The 26242-nt window shown below is 59.9% G+C and carries 17 protein-coding genes and 3 pseudogenes; 17 read left to right on the top strand and 3 right to left on the bottom strand.

Annotation, left to right across the window (positions count from 1 at the left end; all coding sequences use genetic code 11):
* Positions 1-10: 10 nt before the first annotated feature.
* From tnpA to tnpC, 3 genes and pseudogenes are all read left to right on the top strand, one after another.
* Positions 11-457, top strand: coding sequence for an IS66-like element accessory protein TnpA (tnpA, locus tag NKJ93_RS21725; protein WP_352591029.1), 447 nt, complete (start codon positions 11-13; stop codon positions 455-457).
* Entirely contained in the window at positions 454-810 is a 357-nt protein-coding gene (tnpB, locus tag NKJ93_RS21720) for an IS66 family insertion sequence element accessory protein TnpB (protein WP_352483897.1), read from the top strand. Before tnpA ends, tnpB begins: the two co-directional genes overlap by 4 nt.
* 69 nt (positions 811-879) lie before the next feature.
* Positions 880-2407 (top strand): annotated as a pseudogene (gene tnpC, locus NKJ93_RS21715) (IS66 family transposase).
* A 404-nt stretch (positions 2408-2811) separates the two neighbouring features.
* Here the strand turns inward: tnpC and NKJ93_RS21710 are convergent.
* A pseudogene (locus NKJ93_RS21710) lies at positions 2812-3346 on the bottom strand (transposase); the annotation flags it as partial.
* A gap of 1865 nt (positions 3347-5211) precedes the next feature.
* Between NKJ93_RS21710 and NKJ93_RS21705 the strand changes: the two are divergent.
* Complete coding sequence (locus NKJ93_RS21705) at positions 5212-6318, top strand: helix-turn-helix transcriptional regulator (RefSeq protein WP_352483898.1); 1107 nt, start codon at positions 5212-5214, stop codon at positions 6316-6318.
* 115 nt (positions 6319-6433) lie between these two features.
* Here NKJ93_RS21705 and NKJ93_RS21700 read toward each other — a convergent pair whose 3' ends face one another.
* Positions 6434-7240 carry a hypothetical protein gene (locus tag NKJ93_RS21700; protein ID WP_352483899.1) on the bottom strand — a complete coding sequence of 269 codons (807 nt, stop codon included), beginning with the start codon at positions 7238-7240 and terminating at the stop codon, positions 6434-6436.
* 474 nt (positions 7241-7714) lie between these two features.
* Between NKJ93_RS21700 and NKJ93_RS21695 the strand changes: the two genes are divergently transcribed.
* From NKJ93_RS21695 to NKJ93_RS21635, 13 genes and pseudogenes are all read left to right on the top strand, one after another.
* Positions 7715-8647: a hypothetical protein gene (locus NKJ93_RS21695; protein WP_352483900.1), complete on the top strand. Its 933-nt coding sequence runs from the start codon at positions 7715-7717 to the stop codon at positions 8645-8647.
* Positions 8644-9918, top strand: coding sequence for a hypothetical protein (locus NKJ93_RS21690; RefSeq protein ID WP_352483901.1), 1275 nt, complete (start codon positions 8644-8646; stop codon positions 9916-9918). The genes NKJ93_RS21695 and NKJ93_RS21690 overlap by 4 nt, the downstream gene beginning before the upstream one ends.
* A 160-nt stretch (positions 9919-10078) precedes the next feature.
* Positions 10079-10256, top strand: a pseudogene (locus tag NKJ93_RS21685) (IS5/IS1182 family transposase); the annotation flags it as partial.
* 69 nt (positions 10257-10325) lie between these two features.
* Positions 10326-10709, top strand: a complete 384-nt coding sequence (locus tag NKJ93_RS21680; RefSeq protein WP_352483902.1) for a hypothetical protein — start codon at positions 10326-10328, stop codon at positions 10707-10709.
* Positions 10706-12055, top strand: a complete 1350-nt coding sequence (locus tag NKJ93_RS21675; RefSeq protein WP_352548550.1) for a hypothetical protein — start codon at positions 10706-10708, stop codon at positions 12053-12055. The genes NKJ93_RS21680 and NKJ93_RS21675 overlap by 4 nt, the downstream gene beginning before the upstream one ends.
* A 350-nt stretch (positions 12056-12405) precedes the next feature.
* A complete protein-coding gene (locus tag NKJ93_RS21670) occupies positions 12406-15519 on the top strand; it encodes a virulence factor SrfB (protein ID WP_352591026.1) in 3114 nt (1037 codons plus the stop codon).
* Between the two features lie 15 nt (positions 15520-15534).
* Positions 15535-18216: a virulence factor SrfC family protein gene (locus NKJ93_RS21665; RefSeq protein WP_352548552.1), complete on the top strand. Its 2682-nt coding sequence runs from the start codon at positions 15535-15537 to the stop codon at positions 18214-18216.
* Positions 18213-19154, top strand: coding sequence for a hypothetical protein (locus tag NKJ93_RS21660; RefSeq protein ID WP_352483906.1), 942 nt, complete (start codon positions 18213-18215; stop codon positions 19152-19154). Before NKJ93_RS21665 ends, NKJ93_RS21660 begins: the two co-directional genes overlap by 4 nt.
* A gap of 58 nt (positions 19155-19212) precedes the next feature.
* Positions 19213-19962, top strand: a complete 750-nt coding sequence (locus NKJ93_RS21655) for a PAN domain-containing protein (RefSeq protein ID WP_352483907.1) — start codon at positions 19213-19215, stop codon at positions 19960-19962.
* A gap of 46 nt (positions 19963-20008) precedes the next feature.
* Entirely contained in the window at positions 20009-20893 is an 885-nt protein-coding gene (locus NKJ93_RS21650; RefSeq protein ID WP_352591023.1) for a PAN/Apple domain-containing protein, read from the top strand.
* A 2-nt stretch (positions 20894-20895) separates the two neighbouring features.
* Positions 20896-22098, top strand: a complete 1203-nt coding sequence (locus NKJ93_RS21645; RefSeq protein ID WP_352548554.1) for a glycoside hydrolase family 3 N-terminal domain-containing protein — start codon at positions 20896-20898, stop codon at positions 22096-22098.
* A gap of 48 nt (positions 22099-22146) precedes the next feature.
* Positions 22147-22746 (top strand): PAN domain-containing protein, encoded by a 600-nt coding sequence (locus tag NKJ93_RS21640; RefSeq protein ID WP_352548556.1) that lies wholly within the window; start codon positions 22147-22149, stop codon positions 22744-22746.
* Between the two features lie 641 nt (positions 22747-23387).
* Positions 23388-24269, top strand: coding sequence for a PAN domain-containing protein (locus NKJ93_RS21635; protein WP_352483910.1), 882 nt, complete (start codon positions 23388-23390; stop codon positions 24267-24269).
* Between the two features lie 647 nt (positions 24270-24916).
* Here the strand turns inward: NKJ93_RS21635 and NKJ93_RS21630 are convergent.
* The gene (locus NKJ93_RS21630; protein ID WP_352483911.1) at positions 24917-25549 is read right to left on the bottom strand and encodes a hypothetical protein; all 633 of its coding nucleotides are present in this window, start codon (positions 25547-25549) and stop codon (positions 24917-24919) included.
* Between the last annotated feature and the right edge of the window lie 693 nt (positions 25550-26242).

Here is a 26242-nt window from a genome sequence, read left to right as displayed (position 1 = left end):
GCTTCGACATATGACGATTTCAGAGCTTACGCTTAAATCGAACGATTTGGAGCCGGTGCGCCGGTTCGAGGTGTTCACGGGCTCCGGCCGGCGACGCGAGTGGCCTCCAGAGGAGAAGGCGCGGATCGTTGCGGAGAGCTACGAGGCTGGTGAGACGGTTTGTGCTGTAGCTCGCCGATATGCGCTTTCCCCGCAGCAACTGTTTGCCTGGCGCCGAGCTGCGCGTCAGCCCTCGGCAGATGCGACGGCATCAGAATCTCTGTTCGTTCCTGCGGTGGTTGCGGCGTCCTCGCCGGAACCGGTGGCGCAGCGCCCAGGACGATCACGGAAGCAGAAGACGGTCCGCGACGCCGGCGTGATCGAGCTTGAGATCGACGGTGTCGCCATGCGCGTTGGTCGTGGCGCCGATACCAAGACGGTGGCTGCTGTAATCCGCGCGCTGAAGGCAACGACGTGATCGGGCCAACGGGTGCGGTCAAGGTCATGGTGGCGACGAAGCCAGTCGACTTCCGCAAGGGCGCGGAAGGATTGGCGGCGCTGGTGCGAGAGACGATGGGAGCCGATCCGTTTAGCGGGGCCGTTTACGTCTTCCGGGCGAAGCGGACGGACCGGATCAAGCTGATCTTCTGGGATGGCACCGGAGTCTGCCTCTATGGCAAGCGTCTGGAGGACGGCGAGTTCCGCTGGCCGAAAGTGCATGACGGCATGATGCGGCTGACGGCCGCGCAACTATCGGCGCTGCTCGAAGGTCTCGACTGGCGGCGGGTCCACGAGGCGCGCCGGACCCGCGTTCCGGTTCAGGCGGGCTGACCCGCGACGAAGTGAATCAGTCTGGATTCCGCTGTCGCGGGCTGTCGGCGAATATGATCTGATCCGGTCATGACGATGACTGCTGACCAGCTTCCCGACGATCCGGACGCGCTGAAGGCGATAGTCCTGGCGCGCGACGTCGAGAAGCCCGCCTTCACCAGATCATCAAGGAATTGCAGCGTCACCGCTTCGGCCGTCGTGCCGAGACGCTGCCAGAAGACCAGCTGCTCCTGGGGCTTGAGGAAGCCGAGCAGATCGAGGCCGCCGGTGAGGAAGAGCAGGCACAGACCGCTCCTGGCGAACGTCAGGCGCGTGTCGCAAAGCGCCGAGCGAACCGGGGCGCGCTGCCACCCCATCTGCCGCGCGTGGAGATGGTCGTCGACATCGAGGATCAAGCCTGCCCGTGCTGCCGCAATGGTCTGCATCGCATCGGCGAGGACGTGAGCGAGCGGCTCGATATCGTGCCGGCGCAGCTGCGTGTGATCGTCGTGCGGCGGCCCAAATATGCCTGCCGTGCCTGCGAGGACGTGGTGATCCAAGCTCCCGCATCCGCCCGGCTGATCGAGGGCGGCCTTCCGACTGAGGCAACGGTCGCCCAGGTCCTGGTCTCAAAATATGCCGATCATCTGCCGCTCTATCGTCAGGCGCAGATCTACGCCCGGCAGGGTATCGCTCTCGATCGCTCCACGCTCGCCGACTGGGTCGGCCGCGCCGCCTGGCATCTGCGTCCGGTGCATGAGCGGCTGCTTGGCAGTCTGAAGGCGTCGCCGAAGCTCTTTGCTGACGAGACCACGGCGAGGTGCTCGATCGCGGCCGCGGCAAGACCAAGACTGGGCAGCTCTGGGCCTATGCCCGCGATGACCGACCATGGGAGGGGAGCGACCCGCCGGGCGTCGCCTATGTCTATGCACCCGACCGGAAGGCCGAGCGTCCGATCGCTCATCTCGCAGGCTTCACTGGAATCCTGCAGGTCGACGGCTATGGCGGCTATCGTGTGCTGGCCGACAAGAGCGGCGTGACGCTCGCCTTCTGCTGGGCGCACGTTCGCCGGCGGTTCTATGAATTGGCCGTGTCCGGACCGGCGCCGATCGCCGGCGAGGCGCTGAGACGGATCGCCGAGCTATACAGAATAGAGGACGATATCCGCGGCCGATCGGCCGATGAACGCCGTGCGATGCGTCAGGAAAATAGCCACGCTATTATCGCCGATCTCGAACCCTGGCTGCGTGAAAAGCTCGGCCTGATCAGTCAGAAGACGAAGCTCGCCGAGGCGATCCGCTATACGCTCTCGCGCTGGGAAGGCCTCTCGCGCTTCCTTGACGACGGCCGCATCGAGATCGACAGCAACACCGTCGAGCGCTCAATCCGCCCGATCGCGCTCAACCGCAAGAACGCGCTCTTCGCTGGCTCGGACGGCGGCGCCGAGCATTGGGCCGTCATTGCGTCGCTGATCGAAACGAAACTCAACAGTGTCGAGCCGCTCGGCTATCTCGCCAACGTCCTCACCAGGATCCTCAACGGCCATCCCAACAACCGGATCGACGACCTGCTGCCTTGGGCCTACATCCGGGCGGCCGAGCTAAAGGCCGTGGCCTGAGAACACCGCTTACGGTTGTGTGCTCGTTTTAGGTGTTTTGGCGATACTTTGTGCGCATCGTCGTTCCTGCTATCGGCTACGATAATATACGCCTCAATTCTCTTGCTACGATTCCACCTTTGGGCGTCGAGTTCCGGTGCGCCGCGCAGTCTTCGGCGCTCCGCGACGGGATAGTTTCGCAGCACTCGAATCGTCGTCGCGCGCTTTTCAATCGGACTGACGGAGCATCGTCACGGGCTGTCGAGCAAGGTCGGCCGTCTCATCGTCGACGCGGCCGCAGGCAGGATAATGTGCGGTCCGTTGTTCCTGGTTTGCATCAGGTCCTAATCCGGCCCACGGATCTCGTTGTTCAGATGGCGTCCGTCAGCGTGCGGGCGCCATGCGTTTGATCCGCCGTCGCACACTCATCGATGCGCTCCCAGAAGCTTGCGGTCCTTGACATGCGCGCGCTGCGCGGCGTCGCCCTGGCTCGCCGTCGCTTGGCCGACATGCAGGAGCGTTTGGCGATCTCCCGGTTCCAGATCTTGACCTTGTCCTTGCCCTCGAGCGGGTCATCAGTCTCGACGTCGCTTCGTAGAGCACGCGACGCATGTTCGCGTCGCCGGCCTTCGAGATGCGGCCCTGAACTCGAGGTGCCCGACTGCCAGCGAGCGCGGCGAAGTCAGCCCGAAGCAGGCCGCGAGGTCGCGCGAACGGCGGAAGCGCGATGGATCGTGGGTCTCCGTCATGAACGAAAGCGCCGCCACCGGGCCGACTGCGCGGATGGCCATGAAGCGCAGGCAAGGTTCGCTGCGCGCCCCCATTTTCACGGACGAGATCGTGCAGCCGGCAATACTCTCGCCATAGCACTGCGCGTGCCGACAGTATGGTGCCCATTAACTCGGCTGACAACGGATCGTCCGCCACTGCTTGGATCACCGCCTGCTCGAACGCACCGCGTCTGGCAATCAGTCTTCGGCCGTGTTCCGGGGGTCCTCGTCGATAGCGCCAAACAGCTGCGGCCGATCTGCAGCCGCCTTGATGATGGAAGCGTATCCCTAGCACGACTGCGGGTACGGCAAAACATGCCAGGCTTGACCTTACGTGCTAGTGGCTGGCCTGGCCATATCGACTGCGAAGACATGCCCGAAACAACCTGGCTGATCAAATGAAGGGGAGCCGACGTGTGGCAGCGGCGCCGCCGCAAGGATATTGGAACAAAGTTGGTGCCGGCAAGAGGGTGCCTGCACCGCCCAAAGCGCCACCGCGGCACCCCGGTGAATTGGGCCCGGGCAAGTGTCGCAAAGGTTCTGACGACTGCAGCCCCCGACGGCTTTCTAATCGACAGGCTGGCTACAAGCCAAGATCCCCGAAAGCAGTATTGTGATATGTCGCTGCACTATTAGGTAAGCCACGCAGCTTTCGCAAATGGCAATTGGAGGTTTGGAAAACCTCAAAGATTACCAATATTTTTCGAGAATTGTGCCAAATCGAGGCCCAGCAGGACTTGCGCCAGTGCGGGGAAGATCTGGCCTGTGATTCTGCTGAGAAACTACCTTCGGCGCCCGCACCTCTCTCGTCTCGGTGGCGGCGTGGCGTCGCGTGGCGGTCGATCGGCACGATCTAACCCGTCTTTAAGAGTACGTGCCTGGTTCTATTGCAGTTTGTTACCGCGGAGTTTGCCAATTGTCGGGCTGTTCAGGGGCGAGAATGGTATCAGGAGCCCGTTTTCGCTCACCCCCTTGAATTCGGCACTCCCGCATGCGGCAGGAACCAGTTCGAAAGCATCGACATCCTAACCCGCGTCATCCAATCGATGGATGAAGCCCACCGTGGGCCGCGCTAGTTTGAACGGTTGCCGCATCGGCACTTTTGTGGGCCGGGGGATGTCTGGGGCACTATTCCGCAGGTGGTGAAGACCCGTGTAACAGGAGCAGAATATGCGAGCATGGCGGTGAGCATGGCTCACGACCTATAAACCAAGTTGGCGGGGATTTTAATACAAAGGGGACGAGCAATAACCGAGGGGAGGAACTATCGTGCGTACGATTATCATTCCTATACTAGTCGGACTGACTTGCGCATCTGGTTGCACCACAGCCCAAATTAATTCAACCACGAACGCATTTGTGCCGTTGATGAACCAGACGCTTTCCCAACCTCGGCGGGCACCTGTTTACCGTCGACCTGCCCCTTATCGTCCGCCGCCACCGCAGCGACCAGCGCCGGTCTTCCAAAACAGCCCAGATTGCCCATCAGGCGAGCATATGTCTAATGGACAGTGCATAGCAGAGAGCGCTCAATAGGACTTGGGGGTAGCCAGCTCAACTTTTGTAGCTTTCCGGGCAAGCCGAGAACGTTGAGGCGGTCTTCATGCCCGGAACCACTCGGTGACGCAATGGACCTTCCCGTCGACCTTCATCGGCTTGTGGATCATAAGCCGCTTCCGCAGGTGCTCCGGTGGACTTCGAAGAGCGTGGTCCTCACGGTGGGGCTGCAGCGGCTGCAATCGAATTCGTGTTTTGCGGATCGCCGCCGCCATATACCATCATCAGGCGGAACGGCAGTAGCGGACGTTGCCGCAGCTGCACTCAGCCTTCACAAGCATGTTGTGTCGGGTGCCGATCGAATCGTGCGCCATGAGAATAGAGTGCGCCATGAGAATAGAGATGGAACAAATTCCTCTCCGGTTGATATTGATCACAAAGACGGCATGATACAGTTGATACTGCGCGCCGCAGCCAGAGATTTGTGTAGCTCCAGTCGGGATGTCACTGAAATTTCAAATCTGCCAATATAGCTCGAAGCCCTCGTGCGATAGCGGAATGGACATGGGTGCAGCTTTCGATCTGGATAGAGTGGCCAACGCGATGGCTGAAGCCGCGGTCGAGCCGTCGCGGTGGGATGCGGCGATGGACGTTGCTGCTGAGGCCACGGGAAGCTTTGGAGCGATGCTCTTCGATATGAGGAGCCATTTGCCCAGCATCCCGCGCAGTCGCAAAATGAGCCCATCTTTCGAAGCATACGTCCGGGATGGCTGGATTGACCGCGACGACCGCTATGACTTAGTGCCGCTGATGGTGCGCCGAGGGGTTGTCAGCGAACTTGACGTTCTGACGCCTGAGGACATGGCCAAGCGGCCGTATTATCAGGAATTTCTAACCCCCTTCGGTTTACGATGGTTTGCGGGCGTAAAGGTTGCAGCTGGCGATGACTTGTGGTGCCTATCAATTCAGCGGTCGATCCAGCAAGGGCCATTTTCGCCTTCCGAGATGCAGCGCCTTGCCGAGCTCTCAAAACTATTAGGTCCCGCGGCAGCCTTGGCTCGGATGCTCGGCCACGCACGGGCCGAAGGTGCAATGGATGCTTTTAGCGCAAGCGCCACGCCCGCAGTAATGCTTGATCGGAACGCGGCAGTGATTCTGGTCAATGAACCTGCCGGCAAAATGTTTGGTCAAGATCTTCTGCTCATTGGCCGCCATCTGGCTTCGTTCGACAGAAACGCCACGGATGCCCTCGACCGCGCCTTACACGCTCTATTGCGTAATCCGCACCCGGCAGCAATGATGCCGCCAATCTCATTGCCTCGACGGTATGGCAGACCCGTGCTGGCCTATCCGTTGCGCCTTCGAAAAATTACCTCGAACGCCTTTGGGTCCTGTCAGGCTGTCATAGTCTTCATTGATCCCGATATTTATATTCGACCGCCCGAGTTTGCGGTGCGGACCTGTTTTGGGCTGACCTCAGCCGAGGCAAGGCTGGCCTGCCGGATCTCATCGGGCGACGGATTGAAGACCGTAGCGGAACATTTGGGAATCTCCTTCGAAACCGCGAGGAACCAGCTCAAAGCCATATTCATGAAAACTGAGACTCATCGGCAGGCGGAGTTGGTCGCCTTACTTGCCAGATTGAACAGCATCTCGACATTATGAGCACCCACACGGGCGCCATTTGGGATTGATCGAAGGCGACAGTTGCGTTCGCACAAAATGGCTTATCGCGAGGCAGGTGACCCAAACGGGTCGAGAGCTCCGCGCGCGCCGCCTTTTACTGATGACTAAGCCATATGTCGATGCGATAGCGGTCCGAGCCTTGCATCGGCAACATGCCGTCTGGTCGTGTTCCGATTCCCAAAGGACGAAGGGTCGAACCCAATTCCTCCAACGCCGCTCCGATTCTCCGATCACCGGCATTCGTCGCGGAATAACCGATGGCCTTGGGCACTAGCGTGCATTGCGGCGTGGTGTCCCTGTCGAACTGTTCAATCCTGCCGGGAATGAGCCGCAACGACTCGAAAACATAATCGTTGATCGACCTGCGCAACGACTCCGCGTCGACCGGGGCTCCGCTGCAAACATTGATATAGACCCAGCCGATCGGGCGCGGGTCTCCGGGAATTGTACGATAAGTGATCTTGCGGCCGCTGACGTCCGGCGGCTCCGGGTGCGCAACAGCTCGCTTCGGCTGGACGGCGGGAGTGGCAGCGGGAGCCACAGGAGGATTTGAGGGAGGACGATATCCGGCGATCAGGTTTCGCGCAGCTGCCGTCGACACCAAGCTTTGGTGGGCTGAGCCCACGATTGAGAAAAGCCGACAGATGCTGCCTTCGGACGAGTGGTCAAAGCCGACACAGCCCGAGCGCGAGGAGCAAAGGGAACGGCATGCTTGCAAGGGCGCGACGACCTTCGCGCTTACGGTCCCGTCCAGGGCAGTCACTGGATAGTCGAAGAGTTCTGCCGTGGCCTGGGCGCTCGCCAGTTGAATTCCAGCCAAGATAACGAGAGCTGTCGAAGACGCGCCGACCGCTACAAGCAGGCGCCCGAGGAATCCGCAGCGAAAAAGGCTCGCAAACATGTTTCCCCCCGCTGTATCTCTGGTGATCTCGACCTGAGTAGGCGAGAACTCTGTGTCTTGATGTCAATAACGATAAGATCACGGCGCATAAAAGCGGCCGCCCGTTCGGGCTATGGCGCTCTGGCGCCATAGAACGGCCAGAACCTCATGGCTGACCGCAGTTTTTCAGGTTACCCCTCTTTTCTTTTGCCCCGGCGGTCCCCACGGCGTCCGACAAGTTGGCGCGGCGCGCACAGTAGTCCTCCAGCGTTTACTTTTCCAGCCCCAAATGGGGGATGCCGCAAGGCAAAATCGGAGCCAAAATAGACCCAGCTGCGACTAAGCAAGGAAATCTGAGTGCGATCCCGTTCCGGTTAAAGCAAGTGTGAAGAAATCTACTTGAGGGCTCGTTGACATAGCGTTTCCTTTCCGTCGAATATCCTGGCCGGGATGCCGCATGGTTAACGGTCAATACGTGTGGCAGGGGAACAGACTATGGCTGGGGGGGGCAACGCCCACTTCATTCGTTCAACACAGGCACGCACCGGCGACGTATTGGCTGTTGCGGGGACTCCCCTATGGCGTGACTGCGAAACGACTTTTGCCCGCATTGACGAACTGTGCGGGGAAAATGCGTCGAGGCTGTTGCCCGAGCCGATCGTCAAGGAACGGAAGGGCTGTGCCCGTCTGGTCGTTGTTGCGTGGTATGGCAGCTTCGACCAGGAGCCGAAGCGGTTCGACGAAGGAATGCGGTCCCGGGTCGAGTCGAACTTGGCCGAGCGGATTGCGGCCCTTCGTCCGGCGCAAGCCGACCAGGAAATCGGCGAGACCGTCCGAGCTATGTTCAAGGTGGCGGACGAAAACTCCATCTTCGCCGTCGGCCAGGACCCTGCCCTCACGAATTGGGGGATGTTGCCGGAGGAAGCCAGCTCCTCTTGCGCGGGGTTCGCGCGGCACAGCGAGAAGACGATAGACCGATACCTTCCGAGCGGCATATCGCCCGGGGTACCAGGTCAGGTGTGGGCTGTAGTCGGAGGGTTCAAGATGGCCGGCCAAACTCCACCGCGACGCGTCATTGCACCCGAGGCCGCCAGTTTGTCCCTGGGGATGGAGGTCGCGGCTTCGTCAAGGCCCAGGCGTTCCTGGCTTTGGCCGCTTGGGGCGCTTTCGCTGGTGTTCGCCGCCTGCCTGGTCTACGTGGCCTGGCTCTGGCCAACTCACCTTCTCTATCCGGAAGTGCTTCCGCCCCAGCCGATGGCTCCCGTCGTGGACAGCGCGGAAGTCAACCGGCTTGTCGAAGAGCAGATCGGCAGAATGAAAGCCGAGCTTGCGAAGGCCGCATGCGATGCAGACCCCGCTGTTTTTGGCCCTCCGCTCCAGGAAGCCGGGAAGAAAGCCGACAGCGACGCGTCGGTACCGCCCCAATGAGCCAGTTCGTCACAACGACTACGCTCAGCCAGATGCGGTCCCTCGGATCGACGGCGGAGCGCTCGGTCCACCGGCTTCAGGCGGTGCTGGGCCGGGAATTCCCCGCCGGGATCGGTCTTGAGCTCGCCGAGCCCGTGCCGCGCACGGACGGCTCCGGGATCGACTGGTACACCGAGCGCGACGAGCCTCTCGTCCGCCTGACGGATTTTCCGCCCGAAACGTCTGCCGTCTACAAGACGCGGCTCTACCAAGCCGTCCAGGCAGTTCTCAGGGCGGCGGCCGCGCACGAAGCCCGCTCCGACCCGGCGGCCAAGTCGACGGCGACTGCGCTGCGCAACGCAGTGACGTTCCCCGGAGACGAGAACGTCTGGGTCTCCGGCGGTTCGGACGGCAGCGACGGAATGCTCGTGGTCACGGCGTGGGGTTACGAAAAGCACGACGCCGTAACGAGCGGCAAGGGAGAGATAATCGACGTCAGTGACCGCCAGCTGTCGAGTGTGGCGCGTCAGACGGAGCAGTCCGCGCGACGGGTGGCCGGGACTTCCGCCGGGGCCTTTTGGTGGCGGTGGGTCGTCGGCAGCCTCGTCTGGCTCGTCCCCCTAGTGCTTGCGGGGGCGACCGCATGGCTGCTGATTCCGGCCTGCGGCCTGATCCTACCGTTCGGGACCGTCGCCTTCGGAAAGGGCGAAGGCGCCTACTGCGCCCTGGCAGCGCCGCTGCCGCCCCTGGACCAGGCCAGCCTGCGGACGCAGCAACTCATCACGGAAGCAGCAGCGGTCGAGGTCCAACTGCGGCGGCACCTGACTTCGTGCGCTCCACCCGTTCCAGAACCAAAGCCCGAGCTTGATCCAGTGAAGGAAGCGGACATACGCGTCATAGAGGCGAACGGGGAGCAAGGCTACACCCAGGTAACGCTCATCTGGAATAACCGGACAGACTTGGACCTCTTCGTAAAATGCCCAGGCGGCGAAATGGTGCCTCTATCTGGAACTTTGGCATGCGGTGGCAAGCACGACATCGACACGAACCTCAATGGGGAGAGGACCGATCCTGTCGAACATATATCGTGGGCGAGCAAGCCTCCGCCCGGACACTACGAGGTTTACGTGAGGATGTACAACAAGCACGGAGATCCGGCCCCGCGGACCGAATTCGACGTCATCCTCAAACTCAAAAAGGGCAAATCAGCGGAACCACCCATCCACGGCGTGCTGACTGAAACATCCCCCGAAGCGACGCAACTGAAAGTCACGGAGTTCGATGTCCCATGACTGCGGCAAGTCGGCCCCACTGGCAGGATTACTCAAATGCTGACCAACCTCGCCGATTTCAGCGACGGCTTTACGCCGGTGCCGGACAGCGGAATCCCATTGGTCGAGTTGGGGATCGACGCGTCTTTGCTTGCGAAGTGCCGAACGACGGCTCGGCCAAGGGGGCGGGCGCAATGTCGAAGCGAGCTTCCATCCCAAAATCGATCGAACGACACGCATGCCTCAACCACCGATCTGGATGCGCGGCCCTATTGCAAGGGGCAAGGCAAGGAGACCAAGCTGTGGTTCATCGGCTGATGGAGAACCGCCATGGCCTGCTGGTCGACCCCTGCCTGACCGATACCTTCCGAGCGGCATATCGCCCGGGGTACCAGGTCAGGTGTGGGCTGTAAGTCGGAGGGTTCAAGATGGCCGGCCAAACTCCACCGCGACGCGTCATTGCACCCGAGGCCGCCAGTTTGTCCCTGGGGATGGAGGTCGCGGCTTCGTCAAGGCCCAGGCGTTCCTGGCTTTGGCCGCTTGGGGCGCTTTCGCTGGTGTTCGCCGCCTGCCTGGTCTACGTGGCCTGGCTCTGGCCAACTCACCTTCTCTATCCGGAAGTGCTTCCGCCCCAGCCGATGGCTCCCGTCGTGGACAGCGCGGAAGTCAACCGGCTTGTCGAAGAGCAGATCGGCAGAATGAAAGCCGAGCTTGCGAAGGCCGCATGCGATGCAGACCCCGCTGTTTTTGGCCCTCCGCTCCAGGAAGCCGGGAAGAAAGCCGACAGCGACGCGTCGGTACCGCCCCAATGAGCCAGTTCGTCACAACGACTACGCTCAGCCAGATGCGGTCCCTCGGATCGACGGCGGAGCGCTCGGTCCACCGGCTTCAGGCGGTGCTGGGCCGGGAATTCCCCGCCGGGATCGGTCTTGAGCTCGCCGAGCCCGTGCCGCGCACGGACGGCTCCGGGATCGACTGGTACACCGAGCGCGACGAGCCTCTCGTCCGCCTGACGGATTTTCCGCCCGAAACGTCTGCCGTCTACAAGACGCGGCTCTACCAAGCCGTCCAGGCAGTTCTCAGGGCGGCGGCCGCGCACGAAGCCCGCTCCGACCCGGCGGCCAAGTCGACGGCGACTGCGCTGCGCAACGCAGTGACGTTCCCCGGAGACGAGAACGTCTGGGTCTCCGGCGGTTCGGACGGCAGCGACGGAATGCTCGTGGTCACGGCGTGGGGTTACGAAAAGCACGACGCCGTAACGAGCGGCAAGGGAGAGATAATCGACGTCAGTGACCGCCAGCTGTCGAGTGTGGCGCGTCAGACGGAGCAGTCCGCGCGACGGGTGGCCGGGACTTCCGCCGGGGCCTTTTGGTGGCGGTGGGTCGTCGGCAGCCTCGTCTGGCTCGTCCCCCTAGTGCTTGCGGGGGCGACCGCATGGCTGCTGATTCCGGCCTGCGGCCTGATCCTACCGTTCGGGACCGTCGCCTTCGGAAAGGGCGAAGGCGCCTACTGCGCCCTGGCAGCGCCGCTGCCGCCCCTGGACCAGGCCAGCCTGCGGACGCAGCAACTCATCACGGAAGCAGCAGCGGTCGAGGTCCAACTGCGGCGGCACCTGACTTCGTGCATTCCCAAGCCGGCGCAGACGAAGGAGTCGAAGGCTATGGACAAGAGCCTAGGAGAGGGGCACACCGGAAAGCTGCAGGTGACATTGTCATGGCAAACCCTGGACGACCTTGACCTTATTGCCTCCTGCCCAGGAGGAATTCTTGGCGGCAACAAAGGCGCCACGGGTCCTGGGATCTGTGGCGATGGCGTAAGAGACCGCGATTCAAACAGGAATCTGAAGAAAAACATAAGTTCTGAACCCGTCGAGAACATCGTGTGGCAAGACGACATTCCACAGGGCACTTACGACTTCACTGTAAATCCATGGTCTACAAAGATTAAAAACAGGGATATTAGTATCCATTTTGATCTTAGGTTTCGCCTTGATGGAAAAGAAACAATTTGTCATGATACTGTGACGCGAGGAGCCGCAAAAGGAGATGGAGTCATTGGGACAGCGAAACACCTAACTTGGAATTACAGCGATACTCTGCCTAATTGCAATTTTGAAACAAACGAAATTACCATGTGTGTTACAGATTGCAAGCAATAGACACTGATATGACGTTGCCCCGCTTGACGCGGATTTATGGAGATCGTCTGAAGAGGCAGTGCAAAGGATGCAGGAAACACGGATGCTGGCGAATGTTGTCAACTTGAGCAAAGGGGCCGCTCTGGTTCCCAGCTCGACCAGATGCGCTTCGGGTTGGAGACGGGACAGAGGCTGCGGCCCGCATCGGTCGGGTGGCGCAGGCTGGGCCGAAGAGGGCGAAGGACCATGTGCTTGAGAAAACAACCGGGTGGCGGCCTCGATACGCCAGACAAAAAATCTGCTGTTGAAAGCCACGGGGTTAGACACGCCATGACAGCGCCTGCCCCGGCAAAGCCCGATGAGGCGACCGCATGCTGACCAACCTCGCCGATTTCAGCGACGGCTTTACGCTGGTTCCGGACAGCGGCATCCAATTCGTCGAGTTCGGGTTCGACGTCGACGCGACTCCGCGCCTGTCGAGGTCGTTCATCGAACGGCTGTCGCCGGGCGAAACGGGTTCGGATGGAAAGACGTTGGTCCGCCTGCTTCCGAACTGGAACGACGACGATCCCGAATCGGACGAGCAGCCCTACCCCCCCAAAGGAGACGACATAGAGTACCCTATCTCGAGTGCGAAGGCGCTGGAGACCTTTTTGGACTGTTGGGTCCCGATGCCGTTCTTCAAGATTGAACCTGGAAAGGACGCGCTGGGCAACGAAATATACGCGCAGGGCCCGACCGACTGGGTCCGTGTAAGGGTGACCGAAACCAGGAAGGCCTACGGAGACCGGAAGGGAACGCATAGGGCGATCTTCGCGTTCGACAGTTCGCTCGCCCCCCGGAAGCCGAACCGCGCCTATCTGGCGCCCAGTCCGGAAGACGCGATGAGGACGGAGTCTTTTCGGTTCGTCAGCCAGATTCCGGACATCATCTCATTCCTGTCCCACAAGGTCGAACTTCCCGGGCAAGGCCCTGTGGACGCGCAGAAGTGGCTGGACGACTGGGTGAAGGACATTTTCTTTGCGATCAAGAAGCTCCAGAGGAGAGGGCGGGAGCTTCGGCCAGAGGACTTCGAGGGTAAACAGTTCGAGCATCTCGCCCGGTACATGACCTTCGTCCAGTTTCTCGCCAGCGCGATCAAGCCGATTCGCGTCACCCTCATCGATACGGTGAGCGAAAACAGAAACGTTCAGCCCGTCGACGTGGACCTCGTGCTGGACATCGGAAACTCGCGGTCATGCGGACTTCTGATCCAGTCGTTTCCGGACGACGTGAACGTTGACCTCAACAACTCCGTTGTCCTGGAGCTACGGGACCTTTCGAAGCCCGAGCTCGTTTATCGCGATCCGTTCGAGAGCCAGTGCGAGCTGATAGCCGGGGAATTCGGCCCGGAGGACATCGCAAGGCGGTCTGGCCGGCCCCGGGCGTTCTTCTGGCCAAGCCTGCTGCGCATTGGCCCCGAAGCCTCGCGCCTGCGCGGCGAGTCGGAAGGCACCGAGGCCGCGACCGGGCTTTCTTCGCCAAAGCGGTATCTGTGGAGTTCCGATCCTGTTCTGCAGGAGTGGAAGTTCCGTTCGAATTCGCCAGAGCCGCCGATCGAGCGCTCAATGTACCGTTTCGTAAACGACAGGGGCGACGTTATCGAACAGATCGAGCAAGACAGGCGCGATTTCAAGTTGAGGGTCAGGGAGAGCGAGATGCAGACGGCGAGCCGCTTCTGCTTCTCGAGGTCGTCCTTCTTCACGTTCATGCTCGTCGAGATCATCGCGCAGGCGATTTCCATGATGAACAATCCCGGCGCGCGTCGCGAAAGAAGACTCAAGGACTCTCCCCGCCGCCTCCGCAGGATCATCATCACGATCCCGTCCGCTACTCCGGTCCAGGAGCAGCGCATCCTCCGGTCGCGCGCGGAAGCCGCAGTCAAGCTGCTATGGTCCCTGTCAGAATGGGGCAGCGGCGGCATCAACAGCGAGCGTCCGAAAATTCACTGCTCGTGGGACGAGGCGAGTTCGGTTCATCTCGTCTATCTGTATGGCGAGGCGGTGCACAAGCTGGGCGGCTCCATCAGGACGTTGTTCGACGTGCTTGGCAAGGACAGGGACAGGCCATCGACACTTCCACCGCCAAAATCCAAGGGGAAGCCGGAGCGCTCTCTGCGCATCGCCAGCGTCGACGTGGGCGGCGGCACAAGCGACCTCATGGTTACGACCTATTACCAGACCGACAACGTTGCGATCTTTCCCGACCAGAACTTCAGAGAGGGCTTCCGCATCGCGGGTGACGACCTCCTCAAGGCAGTGATCGAGCGAGTCGTGATCCCGAAGCTCGAGCAAGGGCTCGCCCAGGCAGGCCTGCCAAATGCGCGGAACTATCTAAAAGCCCGCTTCGCGGGAGACAATCCGAACATGTCCGAGCAGGAAAAACACCTGCGCCGACAATTCGTGCTTCAGGTCCTTCAGCCAATCGCAATCGGGCTCCTTTCTGAATGCGAAGCAATGCCGCCGACAAGCCGCAAGACGGAAATCCGCAAGGCCGGCAGCTTCTTCGAGATGGGGGGCTGGACGATGGAGTCCGGAGGCGACATTCCCGTGGCCGCGCGCATACTCGGCTATCTCAAGGAAAACATGGGTGCGCTCGGAGCCGGCGACTTCAATATCGCTGACTGCGATATCGCGATAGACCCTCTGGCGGTCGAGGAGTGCGTCCTGTCGATATTCGACGGCGCGTTCGACAACATCGCGGAAGCGATCAACCATCTGGACGTGGACGTGGTGCTGCTGACCGGGCGGCCGATGCGCCTGCCGCAGATGATAAACCTGTTCGTGAACAAGATGTCCGTCCGCGCCGACTGCGTCATTCCGATCAAGGACTATCGCGTCGGCACGTGGTATCCCTTCCGGGGCCTCAGCAACACGCACATCAACGATCCGAAGACAACCGCGGTCGTGGGAGCGATGCTGTGCGCGCTCTCCGAACGGCAGCTCACCGACTTCACGCTCTATTCCAAGTACCTCAGGATGAAGTCGACCGCCCGCTACATCGGGCGGCTCCAGGGGAACGCGACGCTACCGGACGAAAGGCTGCTTTTCTCGGAGGTCGACCTCGATGCCGCAACTGCCTCTGCAGACGAGGCAGAGTTCGATTATCACAGCCCGACTCGCCTCGGTTTCAGGCAACTTCCGCTGGAGCGCTGGGTGGCAACGCCACTCTACAAGCTGACGACCGCTCAGATGCATTCGTCGAGAAGCATAAACAATCCAGTCCGCGTCACTATCGGGCGCAACGTGCAGGTTCCGGAAGGGGACGAGACGGGCGAGATCGCCCTTCTGTCAAGCGAGGCGACGCGCGAGGAATTCGTGATCCAGGACGCGGAAGACGCCGACGGCATTCCGGTCAAGCGTTTGATGGAGCTGAAGCTGGACACGCTAGCGGTCGAGACAGGTGACGGTTACTGGCTCGACACGGGAATAATCTCTATCCAGTGAAACGGCGGTTTAAGCATGCGTAAGGAATTGAAGAAAGCCTGTGACACCGCGCTGAAATCGGCGCAGGATGGGCTTGCGTGGATCGGAACCGCTGCGAACTCGGATCGGGTTGGCAGCACGCGCGGAGGAGCCGAGCAGCAGCTCAGAAAGACGATCGTCTCCACCCGAAAGGCGATGGCGGCGATCGACCGCCCGATGTGCGTCGGGGTGTTCGGCCCGAGCCAGGCCGGCAAGTCCTATCTCGTGTCGGTCCTGGCCCGCCATGGAAGCGCGCCCTTGATGGCCCGCTTTGGCGATCTCGGTCGGGAGGTCGACTTCATCCGGGAGATCAATCCGGGTGGGGATCGGGAGTCCACCGGGCTTGTCACCCGTTTCTCGGTTCGCGAAGAGCCGAGCCCTCCGGGCGCGCCGGTCGTCCTGCGAATGCTCAGCGAAGCCGACGCCGCCAAAATTCTCGGCAACAGTTTCTTCCTTGATGGCGACGCGAAAAAGCGTGCGCCGCTCTCGCCAGATGCCGTCGTATCCGCATTGGAAGAAGCCCGCGGCCGGGCCGCTTCGAAAGCGCCAGCCGGAGGCATGACCGAAGAGGACGTATGGGACATCCAGGAATATTTCGAAAAGCAGTTCGCTGGAATGCCGAACATCGAGACGCTCGGCGCGTACTGGGAAGAGGCGGCAACACTTGCGCCGCGGCTTTCCGTTGCCGGGCGGGCCGACCTCTTTTCCGTGCTATGGGGCGGGGTTCAGGCGTTCAGCGACATCTACCTCGAACTCGCCGAAGCGCTCGAGAAGCTCGGGTTCCCCAACGAGGCCTACTGCCCGATCGAGGCGATCGTTCCGAGGGACCGCAGCATCATCGACGTCGAAACACTGCTCGGTCTCGGAAAACCTGGCCAGGAAGAACTGCTCATCCAGCCGATGAAGGGTTCCGCAATTTCGCTTCCGAAGCCGGTCATTACCGCCTTGGCCGCTGAACTCCGCATCGCGATTTCTGAACAGCCATGGCCGTTTTTCGAACACACGGACCTCCTCGACTTCCCCGGCGCGCGGAGCCGCCAGAAGGTGGAGATCGAGTCTTTCCTCGAGCTTAACCCGCACGGGCTTAAAGACCTTTTCGTCAGAGGCAAGGTGGCCTTCCTGTTTGACCGATACGTGGCCGAGCAGGAACTCTCCAGCATGCTGCTCTGCATCAAAGACTCGAACCAGGACGTCGCCACGCTCCCTGACATGATCGACGACTGGATCCAGACTTCGCATGGCGCGACTCCGGCAGAGCGGGCCAACGCCGAGACTGCGCTGTTCCTGGTGCTGACTATGTTCGACAAGCACTTCAACGAAAGAGCAGGGGATGAAGGGCAGAGTCTGGCGGATCGTTTCGGCGCGCGGTTGGGATCTTCGCTGACGCGTTTTTTCGGCAAGGCCCACAAGTGGCCGTCCGAGTGGACACCAAAGAGGCCGTTCAACAACACGTTCTGGCTCCGGAACCCGAATTTCAAGGCCGAGTTCCTGATCAAGTACAAGGGCAGTGACGAGGTCGCAATTTTGCCGGACAAGGTGGCGAAAGTGGCCGCCCTGCGCGAAGCCTATCTCGAAGTCGATGAAGTCAATCAGCACTTCCGTGAACCGGCCAGGGCTTTCGACGAGGCTCTGAAACTAAACGACGGTGGCGTAAGCTATCTGGCGGAGAACCTTGCGGCAATCTGCCGTCCCGAGATTAAATATGGGCAAATCCGCGGCCGCGTTGGCATCATTGTCAATGAAATCCGGCGCGTTCTGGCGCCATATTTCGTCGACAGCGACATCAATACGCGCCTTGCCGAGCGCCGGGAGGTAACAGACCGGATTCTTGGGGGCCTGACCGAAGCATGGGAGCGGGACCAGTTCGGCCTCGCGATGAAGTTGCTGCAGATTTCGCAAAGCGGAATTTCCGAACATCTTCACATCGATTACGGCAACCGTCTCAAGCGCCAGAACGCGCCGGAGGAAGGCACCCAATCGGACCCCACCTCGAGAAGGCGTACAGGGCCCCGACAACCTCCTCATCTGCCTGGGAGAACGAAGGTGGCCACTGCCGCGGTGTCCTCGCAGTCTGTTTCGCAGAAAGCGCCCGCGCGCGAAGCCTATCTCGCCCGCTCCGCGATGAGGCATTGGGTGGACGGGCTTTCTGCTCTTGCGAGAAACGACAGCGCATTGCTCGCCATTGGCCTTGGCCAGGAATTGGCAAGCGAGCTGATCGCGGAGCTGACTGCCGCAGCGCGCCGCTCTGGGGTCGAAGAGAGCATAGCCGAGGACCTTGCCAAGCTCTCGGGAGCTCTCGAGAATCCTGCCATCCTGCTCGAGAAGGCAGGGTTCCTGGCGACGAGCCGCATAAACCGTTTCGTCAGCACGCTCGGTTTCGAGGCGGTGCCCGAGGACAAGCGGCCATCGGCTCCTGACGGCCAAGACGGTGAGGTCAAGGTGTTTGCCCGCCGCCCGAACGTTTCCAACTGCGACGGGATTGGCAAGGAGCGTCGGAACTTTTCCTACCTTGCCCTCTCGGAATGGATGTACGCCTTCAACCAACTGGTCACCGACAATGTCCTTTCAGGCGAAGGGGTCACAGTCAACGTCGGGGAGAACGAACGCTTGAGGGCTATCCTGGAGGCGCTCGATGCGTCGGCGACGCAGCCTGCCGGGTTGGCTGGGGCGGTTCGATGACGGAGGTTAAGATCGACGTCACAGAGGACGAAGAGCGCCTCTTCTGGCATGCCCTGGTAAAATTTCCGCAGCAATTGGGCAGCTCTCCGCAGTTGCGCCTGACGATAACACGCAAGACCTCCGACACTCCGTATCTTGGCGATGCCGGATGGCAGGCGAGCCCGGCGACCATAGAAGCCGTGGTCGTCAGCCGTTCCGCGAACTCGGCCACGGTGGCTGTTTCGCCCGAGGTCTGCGACAACATTAGGGTGGACACCAAAGTTAGGATCGAAGTCGACGGCCATGACGTATGGGGCAACGCCTTCTGGCCGCCGATCACCCCTCGCCCGGGTAATTGGGGCGCAGGGCTGACCCCCCCTCCGAAATTCACGCCTATCAAGAAGCCCTCCGACGATGTCATAGAAAAGATCGTCGACCCGCCCCAGGAGGAGGAAGAGAAGCCGAAGGACCGAACTCCGCCTGTGCAACTGCCAAAGAAGAGGCGGCGGTACCTATACCTTCTGATCCCGTTGGTGTTGCTGTCGGCGGTCGGAGGATACTGGATAATACCTAAGCCCGAGCCTTTGATCGTGAAGTTCGAGAGGCTGAAGCGGACGGACAGTAGCGGTGCTGAACTGTTCGCCCTGAGCGGCGAGGCATACCAAAAAGGCAACGCAGCGATCGGCTTGCAGGCGATCAATCTTGCGATGGAAAGGGGCAATAAGGACGCAAAGCTCGAAGTCGCGCGCTGGTACGATCCGGGTTCCTTCAATCCCGCCAAAGCAGATCGGCCAGACGCAAACAAGGCTGCGAGGACCTATTTCGAGCTGACGATAGAGGGTCAAACGGGGGCCAAGGAACTGCTTCGTTCCCTCTGCGCGAAAAGCGCGAGTTCTCCTCAAGGTCCCGGTTTTGACGGGTTCTTGGTGAACACTTATTGCGAAGGGACTTTAGAATAATGACAAATGACAAGGCCTGGCAACCCGCCGCCTGTGGAATCTTCGGAGGAATGGAAGCATGCGGAAGAGCAACCTAGAGAAGTATCTTGCTTTATGTGCCCTGCCCCTCCGTATTTCTGTGGCGGCCGCGGCAATGCTCCTTTGCACCGCCGTGTCGGCGGGCGCGCAGGATGCTGCCGCGCCCGTCGAGCTTTTTAACTATCCGGGCACTGTGCTGAACGGGATCACCAGCGCCCAGGTTCCCATGAAACTGGAAGCATGTCGGCAACTCTGCGAAGGCCGTTCCGGGTGCCAAGGTTTTGACCACTCTGAAAAGAACGAATGCCGCCTGTTTACGAGCGTAGTTGGTTGCCGTTCGGGGAGTGGCTCGACCTCGGAGACGCGCAGCCTTGTACCGAATTGCCCCGGTCCGACAAATCCTCCACTCGCAGTCAGGCTGGCGAAGCTCAGGGAAACGGACACGGATGGTCATGAACTCTTCGCCCTGAGCCAGGAGGCGTTCAAACGTGGAGATCGGAGCGTCGGCATGGAGGCTATCAATCTTGCCACGCAGAGAGGCAACCAGGATGCGAAACTCGAAATGGCGCGCTGGTACGATCCAAGGACGTTTGCGCCGGATCGCGTCGACGGAATCGATGCCAACAAAGCCGCGCGTTCCTATTTCGAACTTGCGCTCGAGGGCAATCCGAAAGCCAACAGCCTCCTGAACTCACTCTGTCTCGAATCCAGCGATTCCGGCTCGAACCACGCCAACGCATACGAAAACTTCCTTCGCACCACCTACTGCGAAGGGTCGATCAATCCCTGACCAGGCCGCGTTTTCATCGGGGGTTTGGGCTTAGGGGAAGGCGAGTATGCAGCAGAGGTGTCATCGGTTTAGCGCGTTCGCGGCAAGGATCGCGTCGGCCGCGCTGCTGCTGTCCCTTTTGCTAGCGATGCCCGAAATTGTGCCCAGAGTATCTGCACAGGAGCCCGGGGAATTTCTCGACTATCCAGAGACTGCATTGAAAGGGACCACCAGCGCGGGGTTCGAGAGACCTCTGGATGACTGCCGGAAAATCTGTCTAGAACGTTCGGGCTGCGTTGGATTTGATCACTCCTCTGCAACTAACATCTGCCGCCTGTTCGAAGGAATTGGCTCCGCTCAGTCAGATCCGCTTTCGACTGCCGGCACGCGCCAACGGATTCCGGGATACCCCGATCCCGTCAACTCCGAGTCCTGGTACTACGCGTCTTTCAGTGGCATTGATCTCTGGGGCCAAGATATCGTGCCGAAAGGCTTGGCTGCATCCAATGCCGAAAGATGCTCGGTAATGTGTGACGGCCATGCCTCCTGCCGTGCATTCACCTACAACCAAGAAGCGAACCGCTGCTTTCTGAAGTCGGGCTACGATTTCGTGCAGTCTTACTCGGGCGGAACTTCGGGCCTCTATTTCAAGGCAAAGCCTTCGCAGCCCGCCTTGACCCTGAGCACCGAATGGGAACTCTTCATGAACAGCGATTTTCTAGGCAATGACCTAAATGACTGGCCGGCGCGTTCGTACCAGGAATGCATGCAGCAGTGCGGGTCGGACAGCCAATGCGGCGGATTTACATATGTCACGAGGCCCAATCGCTGCTACCTGAAAAGCGGTACATACCTCTCTCCCGTCAGGAGCTCCAAAACGAGGACATCCGCGCGAAAGTCTGAACGGACGGTTTATCCTGACTTTGTCCGCCCCGTCTCTCCGAGGGACTGAAGATGCCGCCGCGGATCGCACCTGTTCTTGCTGTCGCCTGTGCCATCTTGGGTGGCATCATAGCAGAAGCTCTCTCGAGTCCATTGCGGGCGGAACCGATGTCGGAAGCTAAAATTCAAGAGACCAATTTGCACCGGATAATCGAAGACGCCAGATTGCGTCAGATGATCGGTCAGATGGTGCTGGTTGGCTTCGTCGGCAGCGACCCGGATGCCGAGGGCTACAGGAGGGTCGTCAGACAAGCCGAAGACGGAACAATAACGGGAGTCATCTATCTGGGGCGCAATATAGGTAGTCTTAAGGGAGTGCGGCAATTGAACGAAGGCTTGCAGCGAGTCGCCGCAGCCCCACTGCTCATTGCGGTCGACCAGGAGGGTGGCCGCATCCAGAGGCTCACGAGCGCCGTCGGATTCAAGGAGACCCCCAGCGAGGCAGCGGTCGCAAAGACCATGACTCCAGACGCAGCCAACCTTGTTTACCTAGACCTCGCGTCAGGTCTCTCCAATTTGGGTTTCAACCTCAACCTAGCCCCGGTGGTCGACGTCAATCTCAATGCTGCTAATCCCATTATTGGAAAGCTCGGACGAAGTTTTTCCGCGGATCCGCATAAGGTCGAGGCCTACTCGAGGGCTTTCGTGCAAGCGCATCGGGCGAAGGGGGTTCTGACCGCGCTGAAGCACTTTCCGGGACACGGTTCCAGCAACAAGGACACTCACAAGGGCATGGCAGACGTCACCGGGACATGGAGCACGGAGGAGCTTCTTCCTTACGAAGCCCTGATCGGATCGGGCGACGTCGACATGATCATGTCCGCGCATGTCATAAACGACAGGCTGTCCGGTTCGAGCAACGTTCCGTCTTCTCTTTCCCGCGCGACGTTGACGGGGCTCCTGAGAAAAGCCTTGCACTTCTCAGGAGTGATCATCAGTGACGACATGCAGATGCAGGGCATCACCGACCGCCTCAGCTTTGAAGACTCAGTGCGGCAAGCCGTTCTAGCAGGGAATGACATCCTGATATTCGCCAACGACAAACATCCTGACCCTTCGATCCCCGAAAAGATAGCTGATCTCTTGTCTGAGGAAGCTCGCGAAGATCCGGAAATGCTTGAACGAATACGAGAATCTTACGGCAACGTCATGCGCTTGAAAAGGAAGCTTGCGCCGGCTGTTGCCAAGGAAACAATCACTGTGAGAGAACGTTAGCGCGTGGGACGATGCTGGCGCGAGCCTCTGGGGCAAGGAAAATGAAGCATGTCGGCTGATGGCTCTAGGTACAGAGTCGTAGAACTTCTAACGGCATTGCTTAGCACAGTAGCGGCTGCCGTTGTTCAATCGGTTGCAGTCTGGCCAGCGAACGCCCAATCGACCGAGGTACTCTTCGACTATCCACAGACTTTCCTGAACGGGATCGGCACCGCACAGGTCAGTGTCCCGATGGAATCCTGCAGGAATCTCTGCTCCACCCGTTCCGGCTGCGCCGGCTTCAGCTACTCGTCGGCCGCATCACTTTGCAGCCTGTTCTCGAGTGTCGACGGCGCGGGCGAAAACAGGCTATACACTGCCGGCACCCGCAGCCTCATCATCGGCTACCATCCACCAACCAATCCGCCTGCTGCTGCGGCTCAACCGCCAAAGGTTAACGGTCTTAACGTGCCGGTTCCGAAGCTACACGAGAATGCGAAAAGCACGCGGAAAAAAGGCGTTCGCAAATCCAAGCCGGCCGCCGCCCACCGCGTTGTGCCGCAGCAGCAAGAACCGGTAAAGAAGCAAGGGGGGCGGTTTAAAATGTGCAAGACTGTGAGAGGCGTTTTCCAAGTGCCGGCGGGCGAGTTTTGCTCGCCAGGGATGTGAATTCGGGTGCTCGCTGGTTGCGGGAACGTCAGCGCAGGCGCGAGCCGCGGCTTGGGTAGGGAGAATACGTGTCGGCTGACGGCTCAAAGGCGCCAGCGAAGCCGAGCTAGATACCGCCGGCACAGTCTGATCACCGGCTACTCTCCGTCGGCCGGTCCGCCTGTCGCGGCTCAATTGCCGGGATGAATGCCTGATGCGCTCCGAACCTCTCTAGAAGAAGTCAAGGAAGGGCACAAAGTGAAAAGGATCGAGTTGCTTCTTACCATTCTAGTCTCGATTGTTGTCATTCCTTGGCTCGGGCATCCTGACGTTGGTAATTTAGAGTGGGTTGCTCCGTTAGCTCTGCTCGTGGTTTTCGTTGGCATACGCGCCTACGACACAGGTACCGACGAATGGCAAACGCGTTTTCGGGTAACCCGGCTCGTCCATAAGTGGCGGATCGCGCTTCTGTTCTGGCTAGCAATTGCCTGTTTGGTGGGAAGCCTCTGGCTGAGTCCCGGATAAAGGCAATATCAAATGCCTCGAACAACAATCGGCCGATTTGGTGGGGATGCGCAAGATTGAAAGGAAGGTAGCGTTGGAGCCTGTAGCCAAGAAAACAAATACGAGGTCATTGGCGCTGGCGCAGACGAGGAGCGTGCATGTCGGTTGGCAGCTCTAGCTACAGGATCCCCGGGCTCCTTTTGGCACTGGTTGGCGCAGTTACGGCTGCTGTCGTTTCGTTGGTCGGAATTCGGTCAGCGAAGGCGCAATCGACCGAGGAACTCTTCAACTATCCACAGACTTTCCTCAATGGAGAAGTCAGTGCGAAGGTCGGCATCCCGATGGAGTCCTGCAGGAAGCTCTGCTCCACCCGTTCAGGCTGCGCCGGTTTCGATTACTCGTTTGCAGACGGACTTTGCAGGCTGTTCAAGAACGTCGCCGGCGCCAGCGAGAGCCAGCCACACATCGCCGGCACTCGCAGTCTGGTCATGGGCTACCATCCGCCCTCGAATCCGCCTGTCGCGGCTCAACCGCCGGAGCCACCGATCGAGGAAGCCACGGCTTCGCCACCGCCTGCGAGTTTCACGAGATTTCGCAATAGGGATCTCACCGGCGAGGCGACCGAAACAATCGGGGCTCTGGATGCTGACCAATGTGAAGGTATGTGTCGAAGCGCTGACGCTTGGTGTCGAGCCTACACGTTCGATGCTTGGAACAGGAAGTGCTTCCTAAAGGAGGGAACTGGGCAGCTTCTGGTGAACGCCCGCGCCACCAGCGGTGTCCTTTCCAGCCTTGCCACTCCGACTTCGTCGCAGGCCGACATGTACTTCGAATACTTCAACAACAAGGCTTTCCCGGGGGATGGTTTTCATGTCCTGTCAGCACGGAGCCGGGACAAATGCGGGAGCGAATGTTGGGCCTTGAATCAATGTGTGGCGTTCTCGTTCACAGCATCGCAGCGGCGCTGCATTCTTTTCGATCAACCAGGCGAATACTCGAGTAGTCAGGGAACTAGCAGCGGCGCAAAACGCCAAGATTGAGTTCTCCTCCAGGTGAACTCAATCACGTGCAAAGGTAGAAGGAATTGGCTTCTTGTTCGCAGAAGCCCAAGAAGCTTTGTCGCTCCTGGTGTCAAGCTTGGCAATAGTACTTGGTTGAGCTTGTACAGAGAAGAGCGTCCTCCCTCCCCTTCTGGTGCTGTCGCTGATCGCCGCGTACCGACAGAGGAAATGCAGCATTCGACTTGCACCACTTCCTAGCCTTGCCGCCTTGCCGCTGGCGCGAGGCAACTCGACCAAACCTCCTCGGATCGTCCCATATTCAAATTCGCCAAGGACGATTGTTCCGGACGGCCTACTACCACCGATGGCACCGCTTCGATACAAGACTTTGGGCGCAATCGCAGCGAGATCATCCAGAAGGACTCATCGAACGATAGACGTCACGTGCCCCGTGAAAAGCTGAGGACTTCCGAAATCAAGTTGCACCTGGTCCCTCCGAAGAGGCCTACGATGATCAAGGCTGCCTCGACCGGCCTGGCGCCGGACTGATGCCCGGGTAAATGCGGCTCGATCGCCGCCCACGCCTCATCCGGCAACGAGAAGAGCGCCATGCGCCACTTCCCGAGATTCCCATCATACGTGAATCAGGAAAGCTTTTCCGCCTCAAGTCTCTGATCGGTTTGAGCCTAGTTCAGCATGCAACGTTCCTCTGACCAACCTCTCGCCCGCTGCGCGGCGGTACAGACGCTGCCCCCTGGGAGAAGCTGTTTGTTGTTTTGACGGATGTAATTGTCAGCTTGTTTGTTGTACCGCGGCGCTGGGCGGTACGTTTCGCGAGGCGGCGATGGTACGAAAGCCCCAGCCGCGCCGAGCCCGCCAACGAATGCGTTCAAGAACGCGTCCACGTTGCCTGCCGTTTGTTGCTGCCTTTGTTGCCGTGAATACCTGGCGTCTGCCACCGACAAGTTGCGGATTCGGAGCCCGTTCTCGGTGAGGGAGCCGTTTAGGGCGACTACTTGGCACAGGTCATAACCGGCGCTGTAGCAATCATTCAGCGTGGCGGTAATCATGGAACGGGCGTTCTTCATCGTATATTTGAGGCCTTTGTTGTGCCGCCAGAAACAATATGCCTCGCCGTCGCTATGCCGATAGCCGCCGACGAACACTTTCGGATACCGGATTCTGTCGTACTTGTTGGACATTGGCCCTCTGCAGGTGTCCCATACCACCGCGCCGATCGTCTTGGCTGCGATGGGTGTCGTGGCCGCGAAGGGTCCGATCATTGATGCGAGGATAGTAACTGCTAGTTTGTAGCGCATGGTCTGTTCCTCCTAGGTTTCCCTCCTCCCTCTCTGCTCGCGGAGGAGGTCAGGTGAGTAAGCGATTCAGAGTGCGCGGCTTAAACGCAATTATGTGGCGGAGGGCAGCCGAGTCTGGCGGTGCAGCCTTTGACGACCGGGTGCGCAAACATCCCCATTGCTGTCTTCCTGGCAACCTTCCTCGCCGCATTGGCAAGCGAAGGCGCGAACCCCCGGCCTGTGGAAAAGGCAGGCTGCCGGCTACCGCCAGCAAAGCGAGTGTCGCAACTAAAGAGCTTCGCTACCCCCATCATTTCACGACCTCGATGTTGTGTTTGATAACACAAGGAGGCGTATCACTGATTGATTGGTATCCGCTTGACCCATTTGGGTCAGGCGGCATAGTCGGCAATCGACTGCTGAGGAACTGCTGGTATTGCGCTGCCGAATACCGCATCAGCTATAGTCTTCTCGGTTGCCTTGCCGCTGGCCGCGCATTATCCCGGCCTAGCATGCCGAACTTCGTCTAATTTGATCTTCAGGCGTTTCGGGGCACCTCTTAGAGCGACTATCCTCTTCATCGCTACATTGACCGAACGCGGCACAGCTCTCCATCCGATCGATCGCCTTCGGGCGGTTGTGCGTGAAGTTCTGCAAAAAGGGGCGGCCGTGGTGGTGCTCATGCGGCTTGGCGCAGAGCGAGTTTCTTGTGCT

The sequence above is a fragment of the Mesorhizobium sp. M0028 genome (genome assembly GCF_040323855.1).
Taxonomy (GTDB): domain Bacteria; phylum Pseudomonadota; class Alphaproteobacteria; order Rhizobiales; family Rhizobiaceae; genus Mesorhizobium.
The sequence above is the reverse complement of the archived record's forward strand: the minus strand, read 5'-3'. Positions and strand labels throughout refer to the sequence as shown.